Origin of the sequence: Amphibacillus jilinensis Y1, from assembly GCF_000306965.1 — a bacterium.
In the GTDB taxonomy this organism is placed as follows: Bacteria; Bacillota; Bacilli; order Bacillales; family Amphibacillaceae; genus Amphibacillus_C; species Amphibacillus_C jilinensis.
On the sequence record NZ_JH976443.1, the window covers coordinates 40,738 to 66,466 of the forward strand.

Here is a 25,729-nt window from a genome sequence, read left to right on the forward strand (position 1 = left end):
GACTTATTACTTTACCATTGAAGCAGGTACTTATATGTCTGCAGGACGAGTCACCCGCTCACCCATAATTGCAGTAAATTTTCGTGGCATAAAGCGACTCGCTTGAGCGATCCAATAATTTTTGACGCCGTCGATGATGTAGCTCCGTTTTTTATCAATTCCTTTAAAGCCAGCTTTCACGACCGATTCAGGCGTTCCATTAATTCCGCCTGGCATATTTTGTGTGCCGATAACATCGAAAAATTCCGTTTTTGTTGTTCCAGGGCACAGTGCCAAGACCCTCACGCCAAGGTGTCGATTTTCTGCGAAAAGCGATTCGGTGAATGACAGAACAAATGCTTTTGTAGCTGCATAGGTAGCCATGTAAGGGATCGGTTGAAATGAACTGAGCGAAGCAACATTAACAATGATCCCCGCCTTTTGTTGCTGCATGTATGGTAAGAACTGATGCGTCATCCCAACAACCGTAGAAATATTAAGGTTTATCATCTCCTGTTCCTGATCATTTGGGATCGTTTCAAAACGCCCATGAGTGCCGAATCCAGCATTGTTAATTAAAATATCAACGTTTAAATTGAGATCTTCAATTTGTTGTGCCAAAGATGCTATTGAATCAGCTTTCGATAAATCTGTTGGTAAGGAATATGTGCGAATTCGATAAGCACTGGATAACTCCGTTGCCAATACCTCTAACTTTTCTTTTGAGCGTGCCACTAAAATAACATCGCTCCCTTTAGACGCTAATTCCTTTGCGTATTGTTTTCCAATTCCGCCTGAGGCGCCCGTTACTAGCGCCACTTTTCCTTTGTAATCAAACAAATGAATGCCTCCTTTCAAAGTTAAGTTGAATAATCAATTATTGGAATGTTTATTCTAATAAAGCGTATAACACTTTTGAAGATAATGCAAGAACAAACTTTCGATATCGTATTTATTTGCTATTACAGGCGATTTTTCAGCTTTGAAATAAAAAAACTTAAATTGACTAATCTCTTCTTTGTGATAAAATATAGAATATATATTCCGATAAGGGGTGCAAAATGGGAAAACGAGAAGATATATTAACTGCAACATTAGATTTAATAACAGAAGAAGGTTTACAATCAGTAACATTTTCAAAAATCTTCACGAAAGCAAATGTGGGTTCAAGCACGTTCTATCATTATTTTAGTAATAAGGAGGACGTAGTGAGTGAGGTTTTTGTTAACGCACGGACGCATATGGGTGAATACATCCTAAAAGAGTATGATGATACTTTAACAACATACGAAAAAATGAAGGCAATATTGTTTAATATGGCCGAATTTGGATTTAGTCACCCTCAAGAAATGTTATTGATAGATAATTATTGCGATTCTCCTTTTATACCAGAAGAGATAAGAAAACAGCCGGTCCCTGCGGATGAAATTATCTTACAAATTATCGTAGAAGGGCAAAAGCACGGCATTGTACGTGACATGGATCCAATTTTTAGTTGTCATATTGTGATTGGCATTATCACATCGGTAATAAAAGGAGACTTAACCGGGAAATTTCGCCTGGATGAAAATAAAATCAAACAGACGGTTGAGATCTGTTGGAAGGCAATTAAAGTTTAATCTATAAAAAGGGCATCCATGTGCTGACTTTATCATAGATGATTTCGCTTATGCTAAAGAAAAAGTGTTGTGTCCTGTTTGTGATGGCATGGTGTAAAGTCCTAAGTGATTAACATACGCTTGGAGGGTCATGATTGCTAAAGAAGATAGCGGAAGCTTTATATCATCTGCAATATTTAATACAAAAGGATAGCATATGATAATATAGGTGTTGCCGCTATAGAGAGAATTGATTGACATGCTTCAGTATCACCTCAGTAAATTCTTTAACAGCGTTCATTTTGCTTGTATTACTATACTTTACCATACAAAAATAACCCGGATGTTAGATTTCACTCTTACATCCGGGGATCAGTACCATTAGGGCGAGGACTATATTTAATTCATCAATATTACAGCTTGGATTGATATAAATGACCCTTTTCATTAACGAATCCTAGTCGATATGCTTTTTCAATATAACTCATCGTTTTTGACTCCATGCCATAATTATTATGTTTTCTTAATTGCGTTTTACTATGTTCTTTTACCCACTGGTCTACATCTCTTGCCAATGATTTATTAACGACTTCCTCTTCTTCAAGGACTTCTTGGAAATCCTTAAAGCTAACCTTATTATCGGTATAATCTCTATTACCTTCCCTTTGCCCTTTTACATGAGCAACAACTGTTAGTCTAGAATATGCTTGGAAAGAACTTAGTTGGTCCGAACTGAAATTTCTAATCATGAATATCAATTCCTTTCAAATTATTACTAACATCTATATTCGATTGCATAGGCACAGTTTTTGTGTTTGTATTATTTGTAAACCAATCAATATTAAAACTTCTAGTTATTGAACGTGTTACATCGATTGGACGATGAATGTCCCTGGCAAAGAGTCTAACTACCCCTATATTTTCGTTTTCAAAGTAACTTAACGGAATGGCTTTATAGTAAATGAAACCTGTGACCAGATTACCTGGTCCGAGTATATCTTCTCTAGGTAAAGGTTCATAAATATCATTTGTAATATCAACATCATCTACATATACTCTAAGTGAATTTCTCAAAATAAATCCCTCTACATAAATAGCTAATACTACTTCATTTCCACTCGCAGTGTACCCAGTATTTAAAAACTCTGACTCAGGATAATGCCGTTGATAGTTATCTCCATCCGAAGTCATTGCGGCAATATTAAGATATGTAAAGGCGGAGCTTCTTGAACACGTGTGACATTAGGTGAAAGAAGTATAGCCGATACTAATCCAATTAAAATAATAAAAGCAGACAATTTTTCACTCTCGTAAGACAACCTCCATATTTTGGTTGCGTTAATTGTAACAAATATGGTAAGTAAGTCAATAGTTAGAATGTATACTGTTAAAGAATATAGTATTTTACTTGTTAGGCTATTGATTAAATGCGGACTCTACTTGCGTTTGAACTGTGCATTCCTGAAAGCTCATATAAAATGGAGATTAAGACATAATATGAATTGGTTAGAAGGGGTGACTAACTCCCGTCCTCTCACACCACCGTGCGTACGGTTCCGTACACGACTGTTTCCTTAAGATTGACGTATTACTTGGTATCTACCATACAAGCTTGTTAAGCCTAGGGTTCTCCAGTAGGAGTTACCTAGGCTTTTGTGTAGGACTGGACTATGCGCTATACGCCATTATCCTATTCAATTCCCCAAGAATATGAGGAGAGATGTGATTTTCAAGTTCCCCAACTGCAACATTAGTCAAAACTGGCGGCTTTTTAGAAGCGATAAATTACTCCCATCAATCATTTACATAAAGCAAAACCCCCCAAATCATAGTGATTTGAGGGATTGAAAAATTGTCCGAATTAACGTTTTGAGAACTGAGGAGCTCTACGTGCGCCTTTAAGACCGTATTTCTTACGTTCTTTCATTCTTGCATCACGTGTTAAGAAGCCAGCACGCTTTAAAGTTAAGCGATACTCAGGATCTACTTCTAACAATGCACGCGCCACACCATGACGAATTGCACCAGCTTGTCCAGTGAATCCACCACCATGTACATTAACGAGTACATCATAGCTACCTTCTGTTTCCGTTGAAGCTAAAGGTTGTTTAATAATTGTACGTAATGTTTCGTATGGGAAGTATTCTTCCGCATCACGATTATTTACAGTGATACGTCCAGTTCCTGGAACTAAACGTACACGAGCTGTTGAACTTTTACGGCGTCCGGTACCGTAGTATTGTACTTGTGCCACTATTCGTTACCTCCTTTTAATTATCCGCGAAGCTCATAAACTTCTGGTTTTTGTGCTTGATGTTGATGTTCTGATCCACGGTAAACGTGTAATTTTTTAGCCGTTTTACGACCAAGGCTACCTTTTGGAAGCATCCCTTTAATTGTTAGTTCTAACATTTTTTCAGGATGTTTCTCACGCATTTCGCCAGCCGTACGTCCTTTTAGACCACCTGGGTGATTAGAATGACGATAATACATCTTATCATTCAATTTGTTACCTGTTAGTTCAATTTTTTCTGCATTGATAATAATGACATAATCACCTGTATCTACATGTGGTGTGTATGTTGGTTTATGCTTGCCACGAAGAATCGTTGCCACTTCACTTGCTAGACGTCCAAGTGTCTGGCCTTCAGCATCAACTACAAGCCATTTACGTTCAATGTTCGCATCATTTGCCATGAAAGTTGTGCGCATGTTCATTACCCTCCTGTATACCTTTTATCTTCTAATTTGAATAAAAATCATCTTTTTTTATCAGTTTTGCTCTTATATTCTACACAATTAACTTTCCGGGGCTAATCGTGGTATAGAAATAAAATGCCATAGATCATCATATAACAATTAAAGCCTAATGTCAACAGCTGTTCACCCGGTTCCGTTGTTTTTTTATGATCTTTTTTCTTTATACTGTACTTCTTGCAAATATAAGCCTTGTGCAGGAGCTGTTTTACCTGCATAGGAGCGGTCAAGGCTGTCAATAATATCGCGAAAAGCATCACTCGTTCTTTCACCTAAACCCACTTCAATCAAGGTGCCAACTATAATCCGAACCATGTTATACAAAAAGCCATTACCAGAAAAAGTGAATGTGACGCGATTCGCCTCTTTTACACAACGTGCTTGATAAATTTTACGGACCATACTGCCCTTCACATTATGATTAGCTGCACAAAATGCAGTAAAGTCATGTTCACCAAGCAAATGCGAACACGCTTGATTGATTGCTTCAATGTCCAGATGCCTTTTAATATGATAGCTATAATTCCGTGTAAATGGATCTAAATCTTCTGCATTCAGAACAACATAACGATATGTTTTTTGACGGACATCATACCGAGCATGGAAATCATCAGCTACTGGCGTAACATCTTTAATTACAATATCTTTAGGCAATAAAGCATTTAAAGCCTTTTTCCAATTTGCAGGCGCTATAGCTAAGTGACTATCAAAATGAAAGGTCTGTCCAATCGCATGAACACCAGCATCAGTTCTACCGGAAGCAACGATTTTGATGCGTTCTCCTTTGTGGATCTGCCTTAGCGCTGCTTCAATCGTCGATTGAATGGTTGTCTGATTAGGTTGAACTTGATAACCCGCATAGTTAGTGCCGTCATAACTTACTATCGCCAACATTCGCATACCTTCTACTCCTTATTGTCTTAGTAAAAATAAACCAATCAATACACAAGAAAAGGATAAAAAAGCTAGCCAATCTAATTTGGCAATAGTCAATTCGCGAAGCTTCGTTCGCCCTTCACCGCCCTGATAACCTCTTGCCTCCATAGCCATCGCTAATTCTTCAGCCCGCTTAAAAGCACTAACAAACAGCGGCACTAACAAAGGTACGACAGCATGGATCCGATCTTTAATAGGTCCTGTTTTAAAATCAACACCACGCGATGCTTGAGCTTTAGATATCTTCTCAGTTTCTTGCATCAGTGTTGGAATAAAACGAAGCGAGATGGACATCATCAAAGCTAGTTCATGGACAGGGAATTTAATCTTTTTCAACGGATGGAGTAATGACTCAATTGCATCCGTTATTTCAATCGGCGTCGTTGTTAATGTCATTAATGACGTCACAAGAATTAACAGAAAGAAACGTAATGATATCGCAAAACCTTGTATAATAGCCCCTGAATAGATAGGGAAACCAATGATTTCAAAAAGCACGGGACCTTCTCTTGTGACAAACAGGTGTAAAATAAACGTAAATATAATTAAAAACCAGACAGGCGTTAGTCCTCTTGCAATAAACTTTAACTTTATTTTTGTCGCCACCGCGCTTGCTACTGCAAATAGCGCTAACCAACCATAACTTAAAGCATTATTTGCAAAGAAAATAAAAATCACAAACAGAAAAATAATAATAATCTTCGTCCGAGGGTCAAGCCGATGAACCAATGAATCTGTTGGCACATATTGTCCAATGATTAAAGAGTTAGCCATCAACTTTCACCTCCTCATGCACTAGCTGATTAATCTCTTGTGCTAACGCCTCAATAGACTGTCCATTATAACGTAAAGCCTGACCAAAACGCTGTTCAAATGAATGGATAAATTGAATGATTTCTGGCATGTCCAATTGGACACGTTGCAAAGCCTCTTTTTGAACAAAAACCTCTGCTGGTGTGCCTTCCATATATTTTTGACCATGGTCTAATATAATAACATGATCAGCATATTTCAAAGCATCTTCCATACTATGTGTCACCAAAATTGTCGTTAACTGCTTACGTGTATGAAGTTCTTTAAACATATCCATGATCTCTTGTTGACCTTTGGGATCTAATCCAGCTGTTGGCTCATCTAAGACGAGCACACGAGGATCCATAGCTAGTACACCCGCAATGGCTACGCGTCGCATTTGCCCACCGCTCAAATCAAACGGGGATCGTGACAGTAATTCTGGTGAGAGATTAACTGCTTCAAGCACTTGTGGGATACGCCGATTAATCTCTTCATCACTCACACCAAAGTTTTTGGGTCCAAATGCAATATCTTTCTCAATCGTTTCTTCAAACAATTGATGTTCAGGGTACTGAAAAACAACACCAACTTGGCGGCGTAAATCTTTAATCTTAGCCGTCTTTTCACTCGCCTTTAATGTAAAGTCACCAATATTAATTTCACCTTTAGTTGGGCGAATAAGACCGTTTAAATGTTGGATGAGTGTTGATTTACCTGATCCTGTATGACCGACGATTGCCACAAATGTGCCTGATTTTATTGAAAAATCAATCTCTTTTAATGCTTGATGCTCAAACGGGCTATTAGGTTGATAAATATAACTTACTTGTTTAAATGAAATGTCCATAATTCGTCTAATAGCTCCTTTTGATTGATGGGTTGCTGAGTTAACGTTATTGATTGTTTGCTAAGCTCATTGGCTAATTTAGCAACGAAAGGGATATCTAAGCCAATTTCACGCAATCCCTCTTCTTGCGTGAATAATACCCTCGGGCTTGTTTCTGTCCATACTTCACCATTGTTCATCACAATCACGCGATCAGCATGAATAATTTCATTTAAATCATGGGTAATCGTTATCAGATTTAATTGGTGATTTTGTTTAACATCATAGACAGTTGTTAATATTTCTGTTCGCCCCTTTGGATCAAGCATTGCTGTTGCTTCATCTAATATAATCAAATTAGGTTGAACAGCAAGTACACCGGCTATGGCCACACGCTGCTTCTGCCCTCCAGATAGTCTGTGCGGTTCATGCATAATGTAATCTGACATGCGAACTGCGGCTAAGCTGTCATTAATACGTTTAATCATTTCTGATCTTTCGACACCACGATTCTCCAACCCAAATGCCACATCATCTTTAACGGTTGTCCCCACAAACTGGTTATCTGGATTTTGAAAAACCATCCCTACTTGTTTGCGCACATCCCAAACCGTATCAGCAGTAACCTTGATGCCATTTACAAAAATCTCGCCTTGATCAGGAAATATTAAGCCGTTAATAAGCTTGGCAATAGTTGATTTGCCTGAACCATTGTGCCCGATAATGGCAACCCACTCATCTGATTTAATCGAGAAACTTACATTATTCAATACCCATGGCTGCTCATCATTATATCGAAATGAAACATTGCGAAATTCAACTTGATCACTATTCATTGGTATTCCCCCATATTGCGACAGATTATTTCCCAGGAAATGAACAGATAAGGAAATAGCACCTGTTGGCTAAATAATATCTCTAACTGCATATTTTATCATAATTCTTTCAAAAACGTTTGAGAAATAGTTAAGTATTTATGAAAATTATTCTATAAGAGAACATTCAATCTCCCGTTAAAAATGAACCCTCACATTTTTGTTTATATGTTATTTCGTTACGCCGGCATTCAAAGCCTAGCTAGCTAACTTCTCTACCTTTTATCCTACCCTTTAAACATGTGTAGTATATCGAATCTTTAATCAGTGTGTGTTGTTAGTTGAGCGCCCGTTATCAGCCATCAAAATAGACTTACCTCTGTTCACTATTTTGGGGGTGATTTTACAGACAGTTAGCTGTGATAAGTGGATCCGGTCTAAATTATCATCAACATTCCACCTCTAGGAATATCTTAATCATGAAAAATAAAACTGAAGATGATCATCTATGTTTTATCATGTTGATGCGCTACAATACCATGCAAAACCAACTCGGCCAGACCCTGTCTATGCAAATAAACTACAAGAAATCCTTGGTGGACAATTCGGGGAAATATCTGTTGCATTACAATATTTATTTCAAGGATGGAATACAAGAGGAGATGAGAAATATCGAGATCTGCTCATGGCCACTGGTACCGAAGAGTTGGCTCATGTTGAAATGCTTGCTACCATGATTGCGCGTTTATTGGACAATGCCCCTATTGGTGATCAAGAGTTAGCCTCACAAAACCCTGTAGTTGGAGCTATATTAGGTGGTATGAATCCTCAACACGCCATTGTTAGTGGATTGGCGCCATGCCTGCCGATAGTATTGGCAATCCCTGGACAGCCAGTTATATAAATGCTAGCGGGAACTTGCTAGCTGATTTCCGTCTGAATTTAACCTATGAATCTCAAGGGCGCTTACAAGCTGTTCGTTTATATGAAATGACAACAGATCCAGGAGTAAAGGATATGCTTTCATTCCTTATTGCCCGCGACACGATGCATCAAAATCAGTGGTATGCAGCAATATGCGAATTAGAAGAAAAAAAAAATATTGTCGTCCCGAGTACTTTCCCGCGTTCACTTGAAAAAGGTGAAGTGGCTTATGATTACTATGATTTATCGGGTGGAACAGCTAGCCAAAAAGGACGGTGGGCTTCAGGAAAAAGCATGGACGGTCTTGGTGAATTTAAGTACTTTCATCAGCCCCAACCTTTTGGGAAAATTCCAAACTTAAGACCAGCACCCCCATATACCCACAATACATTACCGATGTTGCCCCCAAATACAATGTAATGAAGCGCATCAGCCGATACACTTCTATCGGCTATTTTTTATGATGTAATTAGCTACTTTTAAGCCTGAATAAACTACACCTTCCATAGTTGAGAAATAAGGTTGCAATGTATAATCGCCACAAAGATATAAGCCTTTAAATGTTGAGCTCTACTCAGTTTTCCATTAACATTTTATGCTTTCTAAACATACAAAAAAGGGCTTGGATTCAAGCTCATATTGAGACTTCGCTTGTATAATATTTGAAGTTGGTGAAAGGAAAGCCCCATTTCTGATCTATGTGAAAAAGGGACCGAAATTCACGTGGCCACTGAAAACCTTACAATTTTTTCAGTGGTCTCTCGAAGATCTGTCATAATTTTTACTTTATAAACCTTTTGGCACATATCTTCCTTAGCTAAAGGACAGTCCCTACATTCTTCCCTTTACTGTTTTCTTGATTCCCCATTGGTAGGAACTTCGGCTCGGCGTTCCGTTAGGGAAACATCCAACTGAGCCCCCATTTTCCTTTTATAAAGAGTAAGATTGGCTTCTTTTTCAGCCTGTTCCTTTAACCATTGTTCACGCTCTTCTTTGAATTTTTGTTTGGATTCAGGTTTTTTAAGGATAATGAGCGCTCATATCTTACTCGCATAAATGCGTTTAAATAAGGGGCATTTAATGGTTTTTGGGTATGCCTAATAGCACCCAAATATATTAAATATTTCGAAATAGAAATCATTTGGTCTTAGCGTTTGTATATATAATTTTTGAATTGTCCACAACATAGGACACAACTGTGTGTTTGCGCTTACAAAAATATATTATAGTATAAGAGAAGGAGGTTAATGAAATGCAGCTAAGTAAAAGAGAAGGTATAATTATTGATTTGTTGCTAAAAAATGGGTTATCTCTTACTGCAAACCAATTAGCTGATTTTGCTAACGTATCAACTAAAACTATTTATCGAACTGTAAAAAAGATAAATGAAGCATCAGAATCTGGTGAAGTCATAAACTCTGAACCAGGTAAAGGATTGATTTTAGACTATGACCGTTTCCTGAAAGAAAATGCCAAATCGGGGGGAGATGGCCGCATAACAGAACCGGTTGAAAGACGGCACAATATCATGTTAAGCCTGCTTTTCAAGTCGCCTAACAAAGTGGAAATTAATCATTTATTTGAGCCCTATTATGTGAGTGACACCGCAATCAGTGGTGATCTGCAAAAAATGGGCGATTATTTAGCTGCTTATCACATTCAACTAAAGCGTAGTCGCAAAAAGTTATATATAGAAGGAACAGAAAGGAGTATTCGTAAAGCAGTTCTATCAATCATAGCCAAAAATAATCTCATCGATGATGTTTTTACTGCTAGCGCTCAATTAGTCAATTCCTATGATATTGATTTTATTACGGTGATTCTAGATTTCATCGATAAAAAAATGCAGACCACGATTGCCTATCCCTATAATGTCAATATTTTTTCTCATATATATATATTGGTTCAAAGAGTTCGACAGGGAAAGATTCTTCAAGGGAATAATGATGAGTTGGATCATGAAGAAAAAAAGCTGATCAATAGCAATAATGCGTTTTATGAGGTTTCTAGACAGGTGATAAAAAAAATCAGTGTCTACCTTAATGTTGATCTGCCAAATAGTGAAGTATTTTATCTGTTTCAATACTTGGTATCTTCGAGAATCGAGAGTCAAACATATAATGGAACTAAAAATAGGGAGCAAGCAAAAAAAATTGCAGAAGCATTTCTAAAAGAGATATCTAGCACATTAAAAATAACGTTAATTAAACAAGCTAACATTATGAATCTGCTAAGACATATCGAGCCTCTGCTTTATCGTCTCGAAAATGAAATCGTTATTAAAAACGGCATCCTAAAGGATATACTTCTTGAATATCCTGAAATGTTTCAAACAGTTCAGGATGCAGCCAGACATATAGAACAAGCAAACAAGCTTGCGTGCATTTCAGATGATGAAATCGGTTTTTTAACACTTTACTTTGTCAAATATAAGGAAATTTCACAAAAGCAAAAGCGCATTTTGATCATGTGCAGTTCGGGTATCGGTACCTCAGAATTGCTGAAGGTAAAAGTCCAACGAGCGTTTTCAAATGTTAAAATCGTCGATGTGTTATCTTCAAGATTGTTTCAACAAAATATCGATAAATACAAAAACATTGACCTAATACTTACCACGATCCACCTAAACAAAAGTATCCCGATTCCTTCTGTTTTGGTGAACTCAGTTTTTACTAAGCAAGATGAGGAACGAGTAAAACAGTTTCTAGGAGGTATTTAATCATGAACGAGTTAACTGATCAATTTAGCATTGCTGACGTGATCACTAAGGATTTGATCAACTTAGACTTAAAAGCCCAAAATAAAGAAGATGCCATCATCGAACTTTCTCAGATGCTGTTTGATAAAGGCATAATCAATAGTGTTGACGATTTTTCTAAAGATGTCTTTGGGCGTGAAAAAGAAGGAATGACCGGATTAGGACAGGGAACTGCCATCCCTCATGGAAAATCAGATAGCGTGGTTAAAACATCGTTAGCTATTGGCCGAACAAACCTCCCTATCAAGTGGGAATCACTTGATGAAAAACCAGTGAATATCATCATTTTGTTTGCAGTAAGAAATACGGATGCAAACACGGTGCATATTAAATTATTGCAGAGAGTTGCAATGCTTTTGGCAGATGAAGATTTTATCCATCACCTTCATACTGTGGAATCAAAAGATAAAATGCTAGAACTCTTATCCAAGGAACCCACAGAGTAAAGAAAGGAGGGATTTGCATGAAAATAATTGGCGTTGCAGCTTGCACATCTGGTATTGCCCACACGTATATTGCCAAGGGAAAAATAGTGAAAGCAGCTCAAGCGTTAGGGCACACCGCTAACATTGAAACCCAAGGCACTATCGGTACAGAGGATGAGTTGACACCAGAGGAAATTAAGGCTGCTGATGTTGTAATCATTGCTGCAGATATCAAAATTGGCGGTAGAGAACGCTTCAAAGGAAAGAAGATAGTGGAAGTACCAACTAGTATGGTAATCAAGGCACCAAAGGGACTTATTAAAAAAATCGAAGAAGAATTGAAAAAGTGAATAATTCAAAATCAGGAGGGTGAAATAAATGTGGAAAAAGTTACAGCTAAAAAAACATGCACTGACTGCGATTTCTTATATGCTTCCAGTTGTTGTAACGGCCGGTCTTTTGATAGCGATTGGTAATTTAACAGGGGGACAAGTAATTGAAAATTACAAAATTCCTTATTCTCTCCCCGACGCATTAGTTTCACTTGGTGTTTTAGGCATGGGATTATTAGCGCCAGTGATTTCTGCAGCTATTGCTTATTCGATTGCTGATCGTCCTGGAATTGGTCCTGGTTTATTCATGGGATTGGTTGCCAATAGTATTGGGGCTGGTTTTCTTGGAGGTATGCTTGGAGGTTATCTAATTGGTTTCTTCATCAAATGGTTGGTTAAGCATTTAAAGGTTCCAAAATGGGCACAAGGTTTAATGCCGATGATGATTGTACCTTTGTTATCAACCTTGATCATTGGTTTGTTGATGTTTTTTGTTGTCGGCGTGCCGATTGTATGGGCAACTGAAGCAATGACCAGTTTCCTTGCTGGTCTTCAGAGTTCAGGCAAATTTCTATTTGGCGTAATTATGGGAGGGATGGCGGCATTTGACTTTGGGGGACCCGTTAACAAAGTAGCTTCACTATTTGCTGATGGATTGCTCCTTGAAGGTGTACAAGAACCAGAAGCCGTTAAAGTGTTAGCTTCAATGGTACCTCCGTTTGGTGTGACAATCTCTTGGGTATTGTCGAAGGTCTTCAACAAACAAAAATTCACAACCGGAGAAGAAGATAATATAAAAATCGCTTTTCCAATGGGCCTATGTATGATTACGGAGGGAGTAATACCAATTGCAGCGGTCGATCCAATCCGGGTGATTGTGTCCTGTGTAGTCGGCGCAGCAATTGGTGGTGGATTGAGTATGTCATGGGGTGTTGGTTCACCAGTTCCATCTGGCGGAGTATTTATTATTCCTGCAATGACGGATCCTGTGAAATTCACCATTGCTTTGCTAATTGGTTCGGTAATCACTGGTGTGTTGTTGTTCGTTCTTAAGAAAAAGCCTACCACTAACATAGCTATAAAGGATGACTTAGAGGAAGAAGTTGATTTCTCTGATATTACTATCAATTGAGGAGGTTTTAGAATGTATGTTTCTATGAAAGGAATGCTTCAGCGAGCTAATGAAGGTAAGTATGGAGTGATGGCTATCAACTGTTTCAACCTTGAAACAGCAAAAGCTGTGATTGAGGCTGCTGAAGAGTCTAGATCTCCAATCATTATTGATTTGCTTCAGGAGCATTTGAAACAGCATTTAGATTATCGCTATTTAACGCAACCCATCATCCGTATGGCTAATAACGCAAGCGTTGAAGTAGCGATCAATTTAGATCATGGTCAAGATGTTGCATATGTGAAGCAGTGTCTAAACGAAGGATTTTCGAGTGTGATGATGGACGCCTCCATGTATTCGTTGGAAGAAAATATTCGAATCACAAAAGAGATGGTTCAGTTTGCGCAAGTATATGATGCCAGTGTTGAGGCTGAGGTAGGGGACATGGGAAGTAATTGGACCGACGAGGATATGTTCACCGATCCTGACGATGCGATTAGATTTATTAAAGAAACTGGCGTGGATTGCTTAGCTGTTTCTTATGGATCTACCCATGGAGATTATCCAAAAGGGGCTATTCCAGCACTTAGGTTTGATATCGTGGAAAAAATTAAAAAAAACACTAACCTTCCGCTAGTGTTACATGGTGGATCAGGTACTGGTGAAGAAAATATCAAAAAGTCTATCGAATTGGGAATCAATAAGATTAATGTCGGCTCTGACTTTATGCGAGGCCAAGTGGACGATATCTATCAACAATTAAAAGAGAACCCACAGATTGGTTATCCTGACTTAATACATCATACGGTTGCAGCCGGTAAAGAAGTTGTTAAGCGGTATATCCAAATTGCGGGCTCTCAAAATAAGTCACTTTAATAATACTATAAATTAGATGAAGAAGGTAATGAAATGTTAATCAATATGAACCAAATGTTAGAGTTAGCGAAAAAAAATAAATTTGCTGTAGGCGCGTTTAATGTAGCGGACAGTAATTTCCTAAGAGTGGTTATCGAGGCTGCTGAGGAAAATGATGCCCCAGCAATTATTGCTGTTCATCCTACAGAGCTTGAGTTTACTAAAGATGAATTTTTCCAATATACTGTTTCTCGTTTGAAAAATAGCAGTGTTCCTTTTGTTCTCCATATGGATCATGGGGACAGCTTGGCAAGCATAATGCGGGCGATCCACAGTGGGTTCAGTTCCGTAATGATTGATGGCTCATTACTGCCATTCGAAGAAAACATTCAAATGACTAAAGAAGTTGTTCAAGTTTGTCATAAAATTGGCGTTTCTGTTGAGGGCGAGCTGGGGACTATCGGCAATACGGGAACTTCCATTGAAGGTGGTGTTTCAAAGGTAATCTATACCCAACCTGAAGATGCAGAAAAATTCATTGAAGAAACAGGCATTGATACCTTAGCTGTTGCTATCGGAACAGCACATGGCATTTATCCAAAAGATGTAAAACCCGAATTGAAAATGGATGTATTAAAGGCGATTAAAGAAACAGTGGATATTCCTTTGGTTCTTCATGGAGGCTCAGCAAATCCAGATGAAGAAATTGCAAGAGCGGTGGAGATCGGCATCCAAAAGGTGAATATTTCCTCTGATTACAAATATGCATTCTATAAAAAATGCCGTGAAATTTTATCAACTACTGAATTGTGGGATCCGAATGCAATTTATCCTGAATGTATCCTCGAGGCTAAAAAAGTCGTAAAACAAAAAATGACATTGTTTAATTCTATTAACAAAGCTGAGTTATATCGAAATCTAAATGTTAGGCCTTGGAGAAATGAACTGAACTGAATCAGCTATTGAAAATTGCCAAGGGCTCTCTCTTGGCGATTTTTCACAAAAAGGGGTGAAGAAAAATGCTTGGAGGTATTGAAGCTGGCGGAACAAAATTCATTGGTGCTGTCTGTGATAACGAATTAAACATTATTGATAGGGTTGAAATTCCTACAACTACACCGAACGAAACATTCAAACACTTATTCGATTTTTTTGATAAGTATCAGTTGAATAGTTTGGGTATAGGTTCGTTTGGCCCAATCGGAATCGATAAAAATAAGGCAGACTATGGTTATCTATTGTCCACTCCCAAAAAAGGGTGGACGAACTTTGATTTTCTTGGAGAAATCAGAAAGCGTTATTCAGTTCCTTATGTATGGACTACGGATGTGAACGTTGCAGCTTATGCTGAGATAAAAAGGGGAGCTGCGAAAGGAAAAAAGAGTTGTGTTTATTTGACTGTTGGAACCGGAATCGGTGGTGGAGCTGTTTTCAAGGATCAATTGCTTCAAGGAATTAATCATCCCGAAATGGGGCATATTTTTGTGAAGAGGCATGAATCAGATGATTATTGGGGGTGTTGTCCTTATCACAAAGATTGTTTAGAGGGGCTAGCCTCTGGTTCATCCTTGATAGGTAGAACTGGTAAGCTGGGAGAAATGATTGATAAGCGTGATCCGATTTGGGATAAACAGGCATACTATCTGGCGCAAGCGTTAGTGAATTATACGATGGTATTATCTCCCGAGATAATTGTTTTAGGAGGTGGGGTCATGAAACAAAATCATATGATTGGAAGAATTCACAAGGAGTTTGACCGATTGTTGAATGAGTATGTTACTCTTCCACCAACAGAGGAATATATTGTTCCTTGGGGTTTGTCAGGAGAAAGTGGTATTGTAGGGGCATTACTATTAGCCCAAAATGAATTTGATCAGTCAAAATAAAGAAAAATTTCATTCAAGAGTGCAAATCAAGTATCTGCGCTTTTTGTGAACTAAACTTAACTGTAAACGCGATACAAAAATAAATCGTTTCGTTCGGTGCAATTTTCTTTCGTCATGAGCCGTTGAACCGTCGTGGCAGACACAGCCGTATCCTTTGCGATATCTTTTAAAGACTGCGCTTCTGCCGCCTTGATTAAAACACGTGCTTTCGTATATTTCGAAAGATAACAATATTTTCCAACAAGAGATGTAGCCGCCGTAAACGTATTCCCACACGCCTTACACTTAAAGCGTTGCTTTCTCAAATTCAGATAGGTTTTCTTCACTCCACCAATCGGAAGTGTCATACGTGAGCATTGTGTGCCATTTTTATATATCGTGTAATCTTCATTCTTAAACGCCGCAACATGTGCAAACTTCTTGAATATGACAAGTGCGTTCCCTCCCGGATTGGTTTTCGTTGACTTTAATTCTACAGGGAAACGCATTTGTTTTCTATCTATAGAAATAGAAATGGGTTCGATCATCCAGTGATTCGCTTTCCGCAGGCACGGCTTCAGCTAACTCATGTGCGCACAAAACGCGCACATGAGTGGATCTTCAGCTCGTGCTATTCCTGCAGGAGTCTCATCACTTCCTGACCGAACCCGTATGAATTTACGTGTAGATAACTAAGTTAAGATCTATTGAATCGAAATCAGCCCAAAATGCACCTAACCAAACATTCAAGCAGCATAATCCGACTTGAATATTTGTGAAATTCATCTATAAAATTGCCGGCAAAAATTCTCACCAACGTCATTTGACAAAGAACCGAAAATTTATGCTTTACTAGCGTACAAAAAAGGGCTTGGATTCAAGCTCATATTGAGACTCTATCCTGCCCTTGATTCTATCTATTATTCAGTTAGACTAACTCAATAATCGCCATTTTAGCTCCATCACCACGACGTGGTCCAAGCTTAAGTACACGTGTATAACCACCTTGACGGTCTTCATAACGCGTTGCGATATCATCAAATAACTTCTGTATTACATCTTCTGTTTCGCTTGCATCCTTCTTGTATAGGAATGATGCTGCTTGACGGCGAGCATGTAAGTCACCACGCTTACCAAGTGTAATCATTTTTTCAACTACAGAACGTAAATCTTTTGCTTTTGCTTCTGTTGTTTCTAAACGCTCATGAATGATCAAATCACTTGCAAGGTTTCTTAGTAATGCCATCCGTGCATCTGTTGTTCTACCTAGTTTTCTAGCCATTGATTATCCCTCCTTTTTTAGGAATCTATAAAGGTTTTTTATGACTAATCTTCTTTACGTAAACCTAAGCCTAAGTCATCCAACTTATGTTTCACTTCTTCAAGTGATTTACGTCCTAAGTTTCGTACTTTCATCATGTCATCTTCAGACTTATTTGCAAGTTCTTGTACGGTATTAATACCAGCACGCTTTAAGCAATTGTAAGAACGCACAGATAAATCTAGTTCTTCAATGGTCATTTCCAATACTTTTTCTTTCTGATCTTCTTCTTTTTCAATCATGATTTCAGCATTCTGGGCTTCATCTGTCAATCCAACGAAGATATTTAAATGTTCGGTGAAAATTTTCGCACCTAAAGATACAGCTTCTTCTGGGCGAATACTTCCATCAGTCCACACATCTAAAGTCAGCTTATCAAAGTTTGTCATTTGACCGACACGTGTGTTTTCCACTTGGAAAGTTGCACGTGATACTGGCGTGAAAATCGAATCAACAGGAACAACTCCGATCGGTTGATCATCATGGTTGTTAGCGTCAGCAGGACGATAGCCACGGCCACGTTCAGCAGTAATTTTCATGCGTAGGTTAGCATTGCTTCCCAATGTCGCAATATGAAGATCCGGGTTAAGGATTTCCACATCACTATCGTAAGTAATATCCGCAGCAGTAACAACACCTTCTCCTTGTACGTCAATTTCTAACGTCTTCTCTTCATCAGAGTAGATTTTCAAGGCTAGCTTTTTAAGGTTTAGGACAATTGTTGTTACATCTTCAACAACACCCTCGATTGTTGAAAATTCATGAAGGGCGCCATCAATTTGGACAGATGTTACTGCAGCACCAGGAAGTGAGGATAATAGAATACGACGTAAGGAGTTTCCTAGTGTAGTCCCATATCCACGTTCTAGTGGTTCTACGACGAACTTTCCAAAAGTAGCATCATCATTGATTTCTACAATTTCTATCTTCGGCTTTTCAATTTCGATCATTTATAAAACCCTCCTTTGAACGTCGAAACCCCGGTTAGACCATTGTCTAACCGAAATTCCTCAGGTAGGCAGTTCCCGCTCCTGCACTATCTTCTATTCGTATATTTTTTGTCTGTCAGTTTCGATGCTGGTTGAGAATGGTTAAATGAGATCTTATTCAAATCTATCTTCAAACGTTCTGCTTTAAGCAATCATAATCCATTATAGACAGGCTGACAAATTCTATACGGATAAAATTAGACACGGCGACGTTTTGGTGGGCGACAGCCATTGTGAGGAACTGGTGTTACGTCTACAATGGCAGTGACTTCCAAACCAGCTGCTTGAAGTGAGCGAATTGCTGCCTCACGTCCAGCACCAGGTCCTTTTACGGTTACTTCTAAAGTTTTCATGCCATTCTCTTGAGCAACTTTAGCTGCTGCTTCTGCTGCCATTTGAGCTGCAAATGGAGTAGACTTCTTTGAACCTTTAAAGCCTAATGATCCTGCACTGCTCCAGCTAATTGCATTACCTTGAACATCAGTAATCGTAACGATTGTATTGTTAAATGTTGAACGGATGTGTGCGACACCCGTGTCAATATTCTTTTTGACACGTTTTTTACGTGTATTCGTTTTACGAGCCATTCGTATCATAAACCTCCTTTAATGCTTATTTCTTTTTGTTTGCGATTGTTTTACTTGGACCTTTACGCGTACGTGCGTTGTTTTTCGTCTTTTGTCCACGAACCGGTAATCCGCGACGGTGACGCAAGCCTCTGTATGAACCAATCTCAATTAAACGTTTAATATTAAGAGAAACTTCTCGACGAAGATCTCCTTCAGTATTGTATTGATCTACTGCTGTACGAATACGACCTAATTCATCTTCAGTTAAATCGCGGACGCGTGTATCTTCAGAAACGCCAGCTTCTTTAAGAATCGCTTGAGCAGTTGATTTACCAATACCATAGACATATGTTAGTGAAATGACTACACGCTTCTCACGTGGAACATCAATACCTGCAATACGTGCCATTATTGCTTTGCACCTCCTTATTGATTAACCTTGTTTTTGTTTATGCTTCGGATTTTCGCAAATTACCATAACTTTTCCGTTGCGACGAATAACTTTACATTTTTCGCAAATGGGTTTTACAGATGGTCTTACCTTCATCATCCATACCTCCTCTATTATCGGAGCTTATCATTATTTATAACGGTACGTAATACGCCCTCTTGTTAAATCGTACGGAGAAAGTTCAACCGTCACTTTATCTCCTGGTAGAATTCGAATAAAGTGCATACGAATTTTCCCAGAAACATGTGCTAAAACGGTGTGTCCATTCTCTAATTCAACTTTAAACATTGCATTCGGCAAAGTGTCAGTAACCGTACCTTCTACTTCAATTGCATCGTCTTTCGCCATCGAGTTGATCTCCCTTCTTCAAATCAGTCACTACTTCATTGACAAATTTTGATATAGCAAAACGCAGCTTACCATTTGTAACGCGACCTGTTTCTAGAAGGCTTTTTTGAACCTCAGGAGAAATATAACGCATCGGAATAATGTGATTAAAGTTCTTCTTCTTCGGTCGATCATACTTCCGTTTCTCTCCGTCTGCAAGCAGAACAAAACGATCATCGACAATATTGATGACAATGGCATATTGACCTGCTTCTCGCCCTTGCAAGATTTGAACGACTTGACCTATCTCAGGACGCGACTCCGTATCATTCAAACATGATCACCTTCACTTAAGTTTTTGTTATACAACTACATAACCAACTTATTATCCATTGTAAAACATGTTTTTCTACAAGCTTATATTTTACCACGTTTAGTGACAACCGTCCAATTATTCGCAACCGTTACAAGTGTTAACACATCCTGCACAAGCTAAACTCTCGTAGTTAGACAGGGCGCTTTCACTTAACTATGCATTCTATTGAAAAGGGTGGCACCTGGTTTTGCTCTGTGAGACTTAAATTCTGGATTTAGTCTCTCTAGATTACCACCACAGGCAGTAATCGCTAAATTCACGGTGCAAATGCTGCCAATCAGATCCAATCAAACCATTCGATTGCGGATCTTGCTTCGTAGCAAAGATTGCACGATATTATATTATGATAAAGTTTGAAGCTTTTTATCAATCGCTTCAAACACAACATCGATGTCTCGATCACCATCTACGGTGACAAGATAGCCTTTATCTTGATAAAAGTCAAGTAACGGTTGAGTTTGCTCAATATTTACTTCTAGACGCTTTGAAACGGTCTCAGCACGATCATCTTCTCGCTGAATTAATGTTGCTCCATCATGATCACATTTCCCTTCAACTTTAGGTGGGTTGAAGATAACATGATACGTCGCTCCGCATTCCGGACAAATCCGACGACCTGTTAAACGATCGACCAACTTTTCCTGAGGAACATCAACATGTATAACGTATTGAAGTGGCGCATTCAATTCAGATAACAAGTTTTCTAAAGCTTCTGCCTGAGCAATGGTTCTTGGAAAGCCATCTAACAAGAACCCTTTCTCACAATCGGCTTTGCTTAATCGCTCTCTGACGATTCCAATGGTTACTTCATCAGGTACAAGTGCTCCTTGATCCATAAATGATTTTGCTTTCTTACCTAGATCTGTTCCTTCTTTAATTGCGGAACGAAACATATCTCCAGTTGAAATATGAGGAATCTGATATTTTTCTACTATCTTCTCAGCTTGTGTGCCTTTACCTGCTCCAGGAAGGCCCATTAAGATTAAGTTCACTGCTATTCCCCTCGCTCTCATTTATTCAGTCAATCCTTACAACATTGACTTATTTAATAAACCCTTTATAGTGGCGTTTAACAAGTTGACTTTCAAGTTGTTTCATGGTTTGAAGTGCTACACCAACAACAATCAGTATACTTGTTCCACCAATCTGAACGGATTGAGGCAGGTTTGCGATACGACCTAAAGCAATAGGTAATACAGCTACTGCTGCTAAGAAAAGCGCCCCTACAAAGGTTAAGCGATATAAAACGCGAGTCAAATACGTTTCGGTTTTCTTACCAGGTCGAATACCAGGAACATAACCGCCTTGTTTCTTCAAGTTTTCTGCCATTTGCTCAGGGTTTGACTGCACAAAGGTATAAAAATATGAAAAAGCAATGATTAGCGCAACATAGATAACCATCCCAGCTGGCTGTGTATAATCGAAGATCGTTTCGATTGTATTCGCTACACTACCGTCAAAAAAGCTAGCAATCGTTCTTGGTGCCATAATGAAAGCAACAGAGAAAATAACTGGAATAACACCAGCTGTGTTGACTTTCAAAGGTAGATGTGTCGACTGTCCACCAACTGTCGAACGATTAGCTAAACGCTTAGCATACTGAATCGGTATTTTTCGCGTCGCCTGTTGGATAAAGATAACACCAACAGTTACAGCTAATACGACCAACACAATTAATGATACAATAACCGTGTTGATGAATAGTTCATCACCTACATTACCGCCAAAATATTGTTCATATACTTGATTAATTGTATTTGGAATAGCAGCAACAATACCCGCAAAGATAATAACTGAAATCCCATTGCCCACACCATTTGCAGTAATTTGTTCACCAAGCCACATTAGAAATGCAGTTCCAGCAGTTAATACAAGCGCAATAATGATAAATTTATCAATAGTCGGGTTGGCAATGAGGGCGCCCCCAGCCATTGCGTTAAAACCAACTGACATGGCAGTGGCCTGAATAAAAGCTAGAACAATTGTTGCATATCGCGTGACCTGAGCCAACTTACGGCGTCCCACTTCACCTTGTTTTTTCCACTCGGCAAACTTAGGGACGATATCCATCTGTAATAACTGCATAATGATTGAGGCCGTGATATAGGGCATAATCCCCATTGCAAGAATGGAGAAATTTTGTAATGCCCCGCCTCCAAATGTGTTCAGAAATCCAAACACATTTTGTTGATCATTCATAAAGCCAATTGCTGTTCGATCTGTGAACGGTACAGGAATAAAGGTACCGACTCTAAAAACAATTAGCATGAGTAATGTAAAAACAATTTTGTTTCGGATATCTTTTACACGAAAGAAATTGGAGATTGTTTGGAACATTAGATCACCTCAGTTTGACCGCCCGCTGCCTCAATTGCTTCTTTTGCAGAAGCAGAGAACTTGTGAGCTTTTACAGTAAGTTTCTTTTCAATCGTACCATTTCCAAGAACTTTAATGCCGGCTTTTAGCTTGCTAACAAGACCTGTTTCAAGTAAAAGCTCAGGTGTTACTTCTGTACCTTCTTCAAATTTATTTAATGCTGCAAGATTAATAACAGCAAACTCTTTACGATGAATATTTGTAAAACCGCGTTTTGGTAAACGTTGGAATAAAGGCATTTGACCACCTTCAAAACCTGGACGCACACCGCCACCTGAACGAGCATTTTGACCTTTGTGACCACGGCCAGATGTTTTTCCGTTTCCAGAGGACATTCCACGACCGACACGGTTTCGTTGTTTACGAGCTTGTGATGGTTTTAATTCATGAAGTTTCATGCGAGCACCTCCTCTATGCACTAATGTGATTATAATTCTTTAACCGTTACTAAGTGTGATACTTTATTAATAATACCTCTTACCGCAGGTGTATCTTCACGGACAACGGATTGATTTATTTTGTTTAAGCCTAATGCTTTAACCGTTTGTTTTTGCGTTTCAGTTCTGCCAATAACACTGCGCGTGAGGGTAATTTCTAACTGATTAGCCATTCGATTTCCCTCCTTATCCTAACAGTTCTTCAACTGTTTTACCGCGTAATTTTGCTACTTCTTCAGCAGGCTTCAATTCTGAAAGACCCTGAACTGTTGCACGTACCATATTGATTGGTGTATTTGAACCTAATGACTTAGAGTTAATATCACCAACACCAGCTAATTCAAGGACAGCACGAACAGGTCCACCAGCGATAACTCCAGTACCTTCTACTGCTGGTTTAATTAAAATACTCCCTGCACCAAATTGGCCAGTTACTTGATGTGGAACCGTTGTTCCTACAAGTGGTACTTTAATTAAGTTTTTCTTAGCGTCATCAATGGCTTTCTTAATCGCATCTGGAACCTCTTGAGCTTTCCCAGTACCGAAACCAACGTGACCATTCTTATCTCCCACAACCACTAATGCTGCAAAGCGGAAACGACGTCCACCTTTAACTACCTTAGCAACACGGTTAATGGTTACTACGCGTTCTTCTAAATCTAATTTATTTGGATCGATTTGAGTTTGCAATCTTTGTCCCTCCTTTTACAATTAAAATTCAAGACCTGCCTCACGGGCAGCCTCTGCTAATGCTTTAACACGTCCGTGATAGAGATAGCCTCCACGGTCGAACACCACATTTTTGTGGCCTTTATCTAATGCGCGCTTTGCGACCAATTCTCCAACTAACTTAGCAGCTTCAACGTTTCCGGTTGCTTCAGCTTTAAATTCGTTGTCAACAGTTGATGCGCTTGCCAATGTTACATGATTGACATCATCAATCAGTTGCGCGTAAATATGTTTATTTGAACGGTATACGTTTAAGCGTGGACGTTCCGCCGTTCCAAATAGGTTTTTACGGACACGTAAATGTCTTTTCTTACGTACCGAATTTTTATCTGGCTTTGTGATCATCTAGGTCACTCCTTTCTGTTCCCTAACTAACGTAACTAATTAGTTAGAAGGTTAACTGACATTACTTAGCCGTTTTACCTTCTTTACGACGAACATATTCGCCTTCGTAACGGATACCTTTACCTTTGTAAGGCTCTGGTTTACGGATCGCACGAATGTTAGCTGCAATTGCACCTACCAATTCTTTGTCGATACCTTTAACGATAACTTTTGTATTTGCTGGAACATCGAACTCAATACCTTCTGGTTGCTCGACTTCAACTGGATGTGAGTATCCTGCACTAACCACAAGTTTATTTCCTTGCATTTGCGCACGATAACCAACACCTTGGATTTCTAAAGCTTTTTCATAACCTTTGTGTACACCTTCAACCATATTTGCGATTAGGCTTCGAGTCGTTCCGTGTAAGGCTTTATGTTTTTTGCTTTCAGACGGTCTTGCAACAGTTAGCTCATTACCATCGATGTTAATAATCATATCTTCATGAAGTTGACGTGTTAATTGTCCTTTAGGACCTTTAACCGTCACTAAGTTGTTTTCATTCTTAACTTCAACACCTTCAGGGATTTCAAGAATCTTAAAACCTATACGTGACATCTACATGGCACCTCCTATCTTAATGAAAATGATTACCAAACGTAAGCGAGAACTTCGCCACCAATAGCTTGTTGACGTGCTTCTTTGTCTGATAAAATTCCTTTTGAAGTTGATACGATTGCAATACCTAAACCATTAAGTACTCGTGGTAACTCATCAGCTTTGGCATAAACACGCAATCCTGGTTTACTAATACGTTTAAGTCCAGTAATAACACGTTCTTCATTCGCACCATATTTCAAGAAAATTCGCAATACACCTTGTTTATTATCTTCAACGAATTCATAATCGCGTACAAAACCCTCACGCTTAAGAATATCTGCAATCTCTTTTTTGACTGTTGATGCAGGAAGCTCCAGCTTCTCATGGCGGACCATGTTTGCATTACGAATACGTGTTAACATATCTGCAATTGGATCTGTCATAACCATTCAATATTACCTCCTTCCCATAATCGGGGTTTACCAGCTTGCTTTTTTGACACCAGGAATTTGACCTTTGTAGGCAAGTTCACGGAAACAAATACGGCAAAGTTTAAATTTACGTATTACAGAGTGTGGACGTCCACAACGTTCGCAACGAGTATATTCTTGCACTTTATACTTAGGCGTCCGTTTTTGCTTTGCAACCATTGATTTTTTAGCCACTATTTTCCCTCCTTGTACTAGCGGTTAAGCTTATTTTTGGAAAGGCATGCCAAGTTGAGTTAATAATTCACGTGCTTCTTCATCAGTGTTAGCCGTTGTAACAATGACAATATCCATCCCGCGAACTTTACTTACTTGATCATAATCTACTTCTGGGAAAATCAATTGTTCTTTTACACCTAATGTATAGTTTCCACGACCGTCAAAAGCTTTATTCGAGATACCACGGAAGTCACGAACACGTGGAAGTGACACATCAATTAGCTTTTGAAGAAACTCATACATACGTTCACCGCGAAGGGTTACTTTTGCACCGATCGGCATACCCTCACGCAAACGGAATCCTGCAATTGATTTCTTAGCTTTTGTTATTAGTGGTTGTTGACCAGAGATTAATTTCAATTCTTCTACTGCGCTATCTAGCGCTTTAGAATTTTGAACAGCATCTCCAATACCCATATTAATAACGATTTTTTCTACTTTCGGTACTTGCATTACTGAATCATAATTAAATTTTTCTACGAGTGATGACGCAATGTCATTTTGATATTTATTCTTTAGTTCGTTCATCTGAGTAGCCCTCCTTTC

At 38.7% G+C, this 25,729-nt stretch carries 35 protein-coding genes and 2 pseudogenes; 9 read left to right on the plus strand and 28 right to left on the minus strand.

All coding sequences use genetic code 11. From position 1 onward, the window contains the following. Nucleotides 1–30: 30 nt before the first annotated feature. Nucleotides 31–819: an SDR family NAD(P)-dependent oxidoreductase gene (locus tag B494_RS0117195; protein ID WP_017473619.1), complete on the minus strand. Its 789-nt coding sequence runs from the start codon at nt 817–819 to the stop codon at nt 31–33. A 221-nt stretch (nt 820–1,040) separates the two neighbouring features. Between B494_RS0117195 and B494_RS0117200 the strand changes: the two genes are divergently transcribed. Continuing rightward, nucleotides 1,041–1,598 carry a TetR/AcrR family transcriptional regulator gene (locus B494_RS0117200; protein WP_017473620.1) on the plus strand — a complete coding sequence of 186 codons (558 nt, stop codon included), beginning with the start codon at nt 1,041–1,043 and terminating at the stop codon, nt 1,596–1,598. Nucleotides 1,599–1,990: 392 nt separating this feature from the next. Here B494_RS0117200 and B494_RS0117205 read toward each other — a convergent pair whose 3' ends face one another. From B494_RS0117205 to B494_RS0117240, 8 genes are all read right to left on the minus strand, one after another. After that, nucleotides 1,991–2,326 (minus strand): hypothetical protein, encoded by a 336-nt coding sequence (locus B494_RS0117205; RefSeq protein WP_017473621.1) that lies wholly within the window; start codon nt 2,324–2,326, stop codon nt 1,991–1,993. Beyond that, nucleotides 2,319–2,651, minus strand: a complete 333-nt coding sequence (locus B494_RS0117210) for a hypothetical protein (protein WP_144032279.1) — start codon at nt 2,649–2,651, stop codon at nt 2,319–2,321. The genes B494_RS0117205 and B494_RS0117210 overlap by 8 nt, the downstream gene beginning before the upstream one ends. A gap of 787 nt (nt 2,652–3,438) precedes the next feature. Beyond that, nucleotides 3,439–3,831 (minus strand): 30S ribosomal protein S9, encoded by a 393-nt coding sequence (gene rpsI / locus B494_RS0117215; protein ID WP_017473623.1) that lies wholly within the window; start codon nt 3,829–3,831, stop codon nt 3,439–3,441. A 20-nt stretch (nt 3,832–3,851) separates the two neighbouring features. After that, the gene (rplM, locus tag B494_RS0117220) at nt 3,852–4,289 is read right to left on the minus strand and encodes a 50S ribosomal protein L13 (RefSeq protein WP_017473624.1); all 438 of its coding nucleotides are present in this window, start codon (nt 4,287–4,289) and stop codon (nt 3,852–3,854) included. 192 nt (nt 4,290–4,481) lie between these two features. Then, complete coding sequence (gene truA / locus B494_RS0117225; RefSeq protein WP_338131644.1) at nt 4,482–5,228, minus strand: tRNA pseudouridine(38-40) synthase TruA; 747 nt, start codon at nt 5,226–5,228, stop codon at nt 4,482–4,484. Nucleotides 5,229–5,246: 18 nt separating this feature from the next. Beyond that, on the minus strand, nt 5,247–6,044 hold the full coding sequence (locus B494_RS0117230) for an energy-coupling factor transporter transmembrane component T family protein (RefSeq protein WP_017473626.1): 798 nt from the start codon (nt 6,042–6,044) through the stop codon (nt 5,247–5,249). Further along, complete coding sequence (locus B494_RS0117235) at nt 6,037–6,912, minus strand: energy-coupling factor ABC transporter ATP-binding protein (RefSeq protein WP_017473627.1); 876 nt, start codon at nt 6,910–6,912, stop codon at nt 6,037–6,039. The genes B494_RS0117230 and B494_RS0117235 overlap by 8 nt, the downstream gene beginning before the upstream one ends. Beyond that, nucleotides 6,888–7,727, minus strand: coding sequence for an energy-coupling factor ABC transporter ATP-binding protein (locus B494_RS0117240; RefSeq protein WP_017473628.1), 840 nt, complete (start codon nt 7,725–7,727; stop codon nt 6,888–6,890). The genes B494_RS0117235 and B494_RS0117240 overlap by 25 nt, the downstream gene beginning before the upstream one ends. A gap of 487 nt (nt 7,728–8,214) precedes the next feature. On the opposite strand from B494_RS0117240, the pseudogene B494_RS20025 reads away from it, so the two are divergent. Continuing rightward, a pseudogene (locus B494_RS20025) lies at nt 8,215–9,050 on the plus strand (manganese catalase). A gap of 24 nt (nt 9,051–9,074) precedes the next feature. Here B494_RS20025 and B494_RS20880 read toward each other — a convergent pair. After that, nucleotides 9,075–9,179: pseudogene (locus B494_RS20880) on the minus strand (FAD-dependent oxidoreductase); the annotation flags it as partial. Between the two features lie 703 nt (nt 9,180–9,882). On the opposite strand from B494_RS20880, the gene B494_RS0117250 reads away from it, so the two are divergent. From B494_RS0117250 to B494_RS0117280, 7 genes are all read left to right on the plus strand, one after another. Continuing rightward, nucleotides 9,883–11,349 carry a BglG family transcription antiterminator gene (locus B494_RS0117250; protein WP_017473629.1) on the plus strand — a complete coding sequence of 489 codons (1,467 nt, stop codon included), beginning with the start codon at nt 9,883–9,885 and terminating at the stop codon, nt 11,347–11,349. Between the two features lie 2 nt (nt 11,350–11,351). Then, the gene (locus B494_RS0117255; RefSeq protein WP_017473630.1) at nt 11,352–11,834 is read left to right on the plus strand and encodes a PTS sugar transporter subunit IIA; all 483 of its coding nucleotides are present in this window, start codon (nt 11,352–11,354) and stop codon (nt 11,832–11,834) included. 17 nt (nt 11,835–11,851) lie between these two features. Next, entirely contained in the window at nt 11,852–12,163 is a 312-nt protein-coding gene (locus B494_RS0117260) for a PTS fructose transporter subunit IIB (protein ID WP_017473631.1), read from the plus strand. Nucleotides 12,164–12,191: 28 nt separating this feature from the next. After that, the gene (locus tag B494_RS0117265) at nt 12,192–13,277 is read left to right on the plus strand and encodes a PTS fructose transporter subunit IIC (protein ID WP_017473632.1); all 1,086 of its coding nucleotides are present in this window, start codon (nt 12,192–12,194) and stop codon (nt 13,275–13,277) included. A gap of 12 nt (nt 13,278–13,289) precedes the next feature. Beyond that, entirely contained in the window at nt 13,290–14,132 is an 843-nt protein-coding gene (locus tag B494_RS0117270) for a class II fructose-bisphosphate aldolase (protein WP_017473633.1), read from the plus strand. A gap of 33 nt (nt 14,133–14,165) precedes the next feature. Continuing rightward, a complete protein-coding gene (locus tag B494_RS0117275; RefSeq protein ID WP_017473634.1) occupies nt 14,166–15,065 on the plus strand; it encodes a ketose-bisphosphate aldolase in 900 nt (299 codons plus the stop codon). A gap of 65 nt (nt 15,066–15,130) precedes the next feature. After that, nucleotides 15,131–15,997, plus strand: coding sequence for an ROK family protein (locus B494_RS0117280; protein ID WP_017473635.1), 867 nt, complete (start codon nt 15,131–15,133; stop codon nt 15,995–15,997). A gap of 56 nt (nt 15,998–16,053) precedes the next feature. Here the strand turns inward: B494_RS0117280 and B494_RS0117285 are convergent, their stop codons facing one another. The 18 genes from B494_RS0117285 to rplE all read right to left on the minus strand — a co-directional run bounded on the left by B494_RS0117285 (nt 16,054) and on the right by rplE (nt 25,711). Further along, nucleotides 16,054–16,524 (minus strand): transposase family protein, encoded by a 471-nt coding sequence (locus tag B494_RS0117285; RefSeq protein ID WP_017473636.1) that lies wholly within the window; start codon nt 16,522–16,524, stop codon nt 16,054–16,056. A 380-nt stretch (nt 16,525–16,904) separates the two neighbouring features. Continuing rightward, complete coding sequence (gene rplQ, locus B494_RS0117290; protein ID WP_017473637.1) at nt 16,905–17,258, minus strand: 50S ribosomal protein L17; 354 nt, start codon at nt 17,256–17,258, stop codon at nt 16,905–16,907. A gap of 44 nt (nt 17,259–17,302) precedes the next feature. Further along, nucleotides 17,303–18,247: a DNA-directed RNA polymerase subunit alpha gene (locus B494_RS0117295; protein WP_017473638.1), complete on the minus strand. Its 945-nt coding sequence runs from the start codon at nt 18,245–18,247 to the stop codon at nt 17,303–17,305. Between the two features lie 236 nt (nt 18,248–18,483). Then, nucleotides 18,484–18,873 (minus strand): 30S ribosomal protein S11, encoded by a 390-nt coding sequence (rpsK, locus tag B494_RS0117300; protein WP_017473639.1) that lies wholly within the window; start codon nt 18,871–18,873, stop codon nt 18,484–18,486. A gap of 25 nt (nt 18,874–18,898) precedes the next feature. Beyond that, nucleotides 18,899–19,264 (minus strand): 30S ribosomal protein S13, encoded by a 366-nt coding sequence (rpsM, locus tag B494_RS0117305; protein ID WP_017473640.1) that lies wholly within the window; start codon nt 19,262–19,264, stop codon nt 18,899–18,901. A gap of 24 nt (nt 19,265–19,288) precedes the next feature. Further along, a complete protein-coding gene (rpmJ, locus tag B494_RS0117310; RefSeq protein WP_017473641.1) occupies nt 19,289–19,402 on the minus strand; it encodes a 50S ribosomal protein L36 in 114 nt (37 codons plus the stop codon). Between the two features lie 33 nt (nt 19,403–19,435). Beyond that, on the minus strand, nt 19,436–19,654 hold the full coding sequence (infA, locus tag B494_RS0117315) for a translation initiation factor IF-1 (RefSeq protein WP_003464670.1): 219 nt from the start codon (nt 19,652–19,654) through the stop codon (nt 19,436–19,438). Continuing rightward, entirely contained in the window at nt 19,632–19,967 is a 336-nt protein-coding gene (locus B494_RS0117320) for a KOW domain-containing RNA-binding protein (protein WP_017473642.1), read from the minus strand. The genes infA and B494_RS0117320 overlap by 23 nt, the downstream gene beginning before the upstream one ends. A gap of 383 nt (nt 19,968–20,350) precedes the next feature. Next, on the minus strand, nt 20,351–21,001 hold the full coding sequence (locus B494_RS0117325; RefSeq protein WP_017473643.1) for an adenylate kinase: 651 nt from the start codon (nt 20,999–21,001) through the stop codon (nt 20,351–20,353). Nucleotides 21,002–21,050: 49 nt separating this feature from the next. Further along, nucleotides 21,051–22,346 (minus strand): preprotein translocase subunit SecY, encoded by a 1,296-nt coding sequence (secY, locus tag B494_RS0117330; protein WP_017473644.1) that lies wholly within the window; start codon nt 22,344–22,346, stop codon nt 21,051–21,053. Then, a complete protein-coding gene (rplO, locus tag B494_RS0117335; RefSeq protein ID WP_017473645.1) occupies nt 22,346–22,783 on the minus strand; it encodes a 50S ribosomal protein L15 in 438 nt (145 codons plus the stop codon). Before rplO ends, secY begins: the two co-directional genes overlap by 1 nt. A 29-nt stretch (nt 22,784–22,812) precedes the next feature. Beyond that, the gene (gene rpmD, locus B494_RS0117340) at nt 22,813–22,995 is read right to left on the minus strand and encodes a 50S ribosomal protein L30 (protein WP_017473646.1); all 183 of its coding nucleotides are present in this window, start codon (nt 22,993–22,995) and stop codon (nt 22,813–22,815) included. Between the two features lie 13 nt (nt 22,996–23,008). After that, complete coding sequence (gene rpsE / locus B494_RS0117345) at nt 23,009–23,512, minus strand: 30S ribosomal protein S5 (protein WP_017473647.1); 504 nt, start codon at nt 23,510–23,512, stop codon at nt 23,009–23,011. A 21-nt stretch (nt 23,513–23,533) separates the two neighbouring features. Next, the gene (gene rplR / locus B494_RS0117350) at nt 23,534–23,896 is read right to left on the minus strand and encodes a 50S ribosomal protein L18 (protein ID WP_017473648.1); all 363 of its coding nucleotides are present in this window, start codon (nt 23,894–23,896) and stop codon (nt 23,534–23,536) included. A 61-nt stretch (nt 23,897–23,957) separates the two neighbouring features. Next, nucleotides 23,958–24,494 (minus strand): 50S ribosomal protein L6, encoded by a 537-nt coding sequence (rplF, locus tag B494_RS0117355; RefSeq protein WP_017473649.1) that lies wholly within the window; start codon nt 24,492–24,494, stop codon nt 23,958–23,960. A gap of 32 nt (nt 24,495–24,526) precedes the next feature. Continuing rightward, entirely contained in the window at nt 24,527–24,925 is a 399-nt protein-coding gene (gene rpsH, locus B494_RS0117360; RefSeq protein ID WP_017473650.1) for a 30S ribosomal protein S8, read from the minus strand. 30 nt (nt 24,926–24,955) lie between these two features. Continuing rightward, nucleotides 24,956–25,141, minus strand: coding sequence for a 30S ribosomal protein S14 (rpsN, locus tag B494_RS0117365; RefSeq protein ID WP_017473651.1), 186 nt, complete (start codon nt 25,139–25,141; stop codon nt 24,956–24,958). A gap of 30 nt (nt 25,142–25,171) precedes the next feature. Further along, nucleotides 25,172–25,711: a 50S ribosomal protein L5 gene (rplE, locus tag B494_RS0117370; RefSeq protein WP_017473652.1), complete on the minus strand. Its 540-nt coding sequence runs from the start codon at nt 25,709–25,711 to the stop codon at nt 25,172–25,174. Nucleotides 25,712–25,729 lie beyond the last annotated feature (18 nt).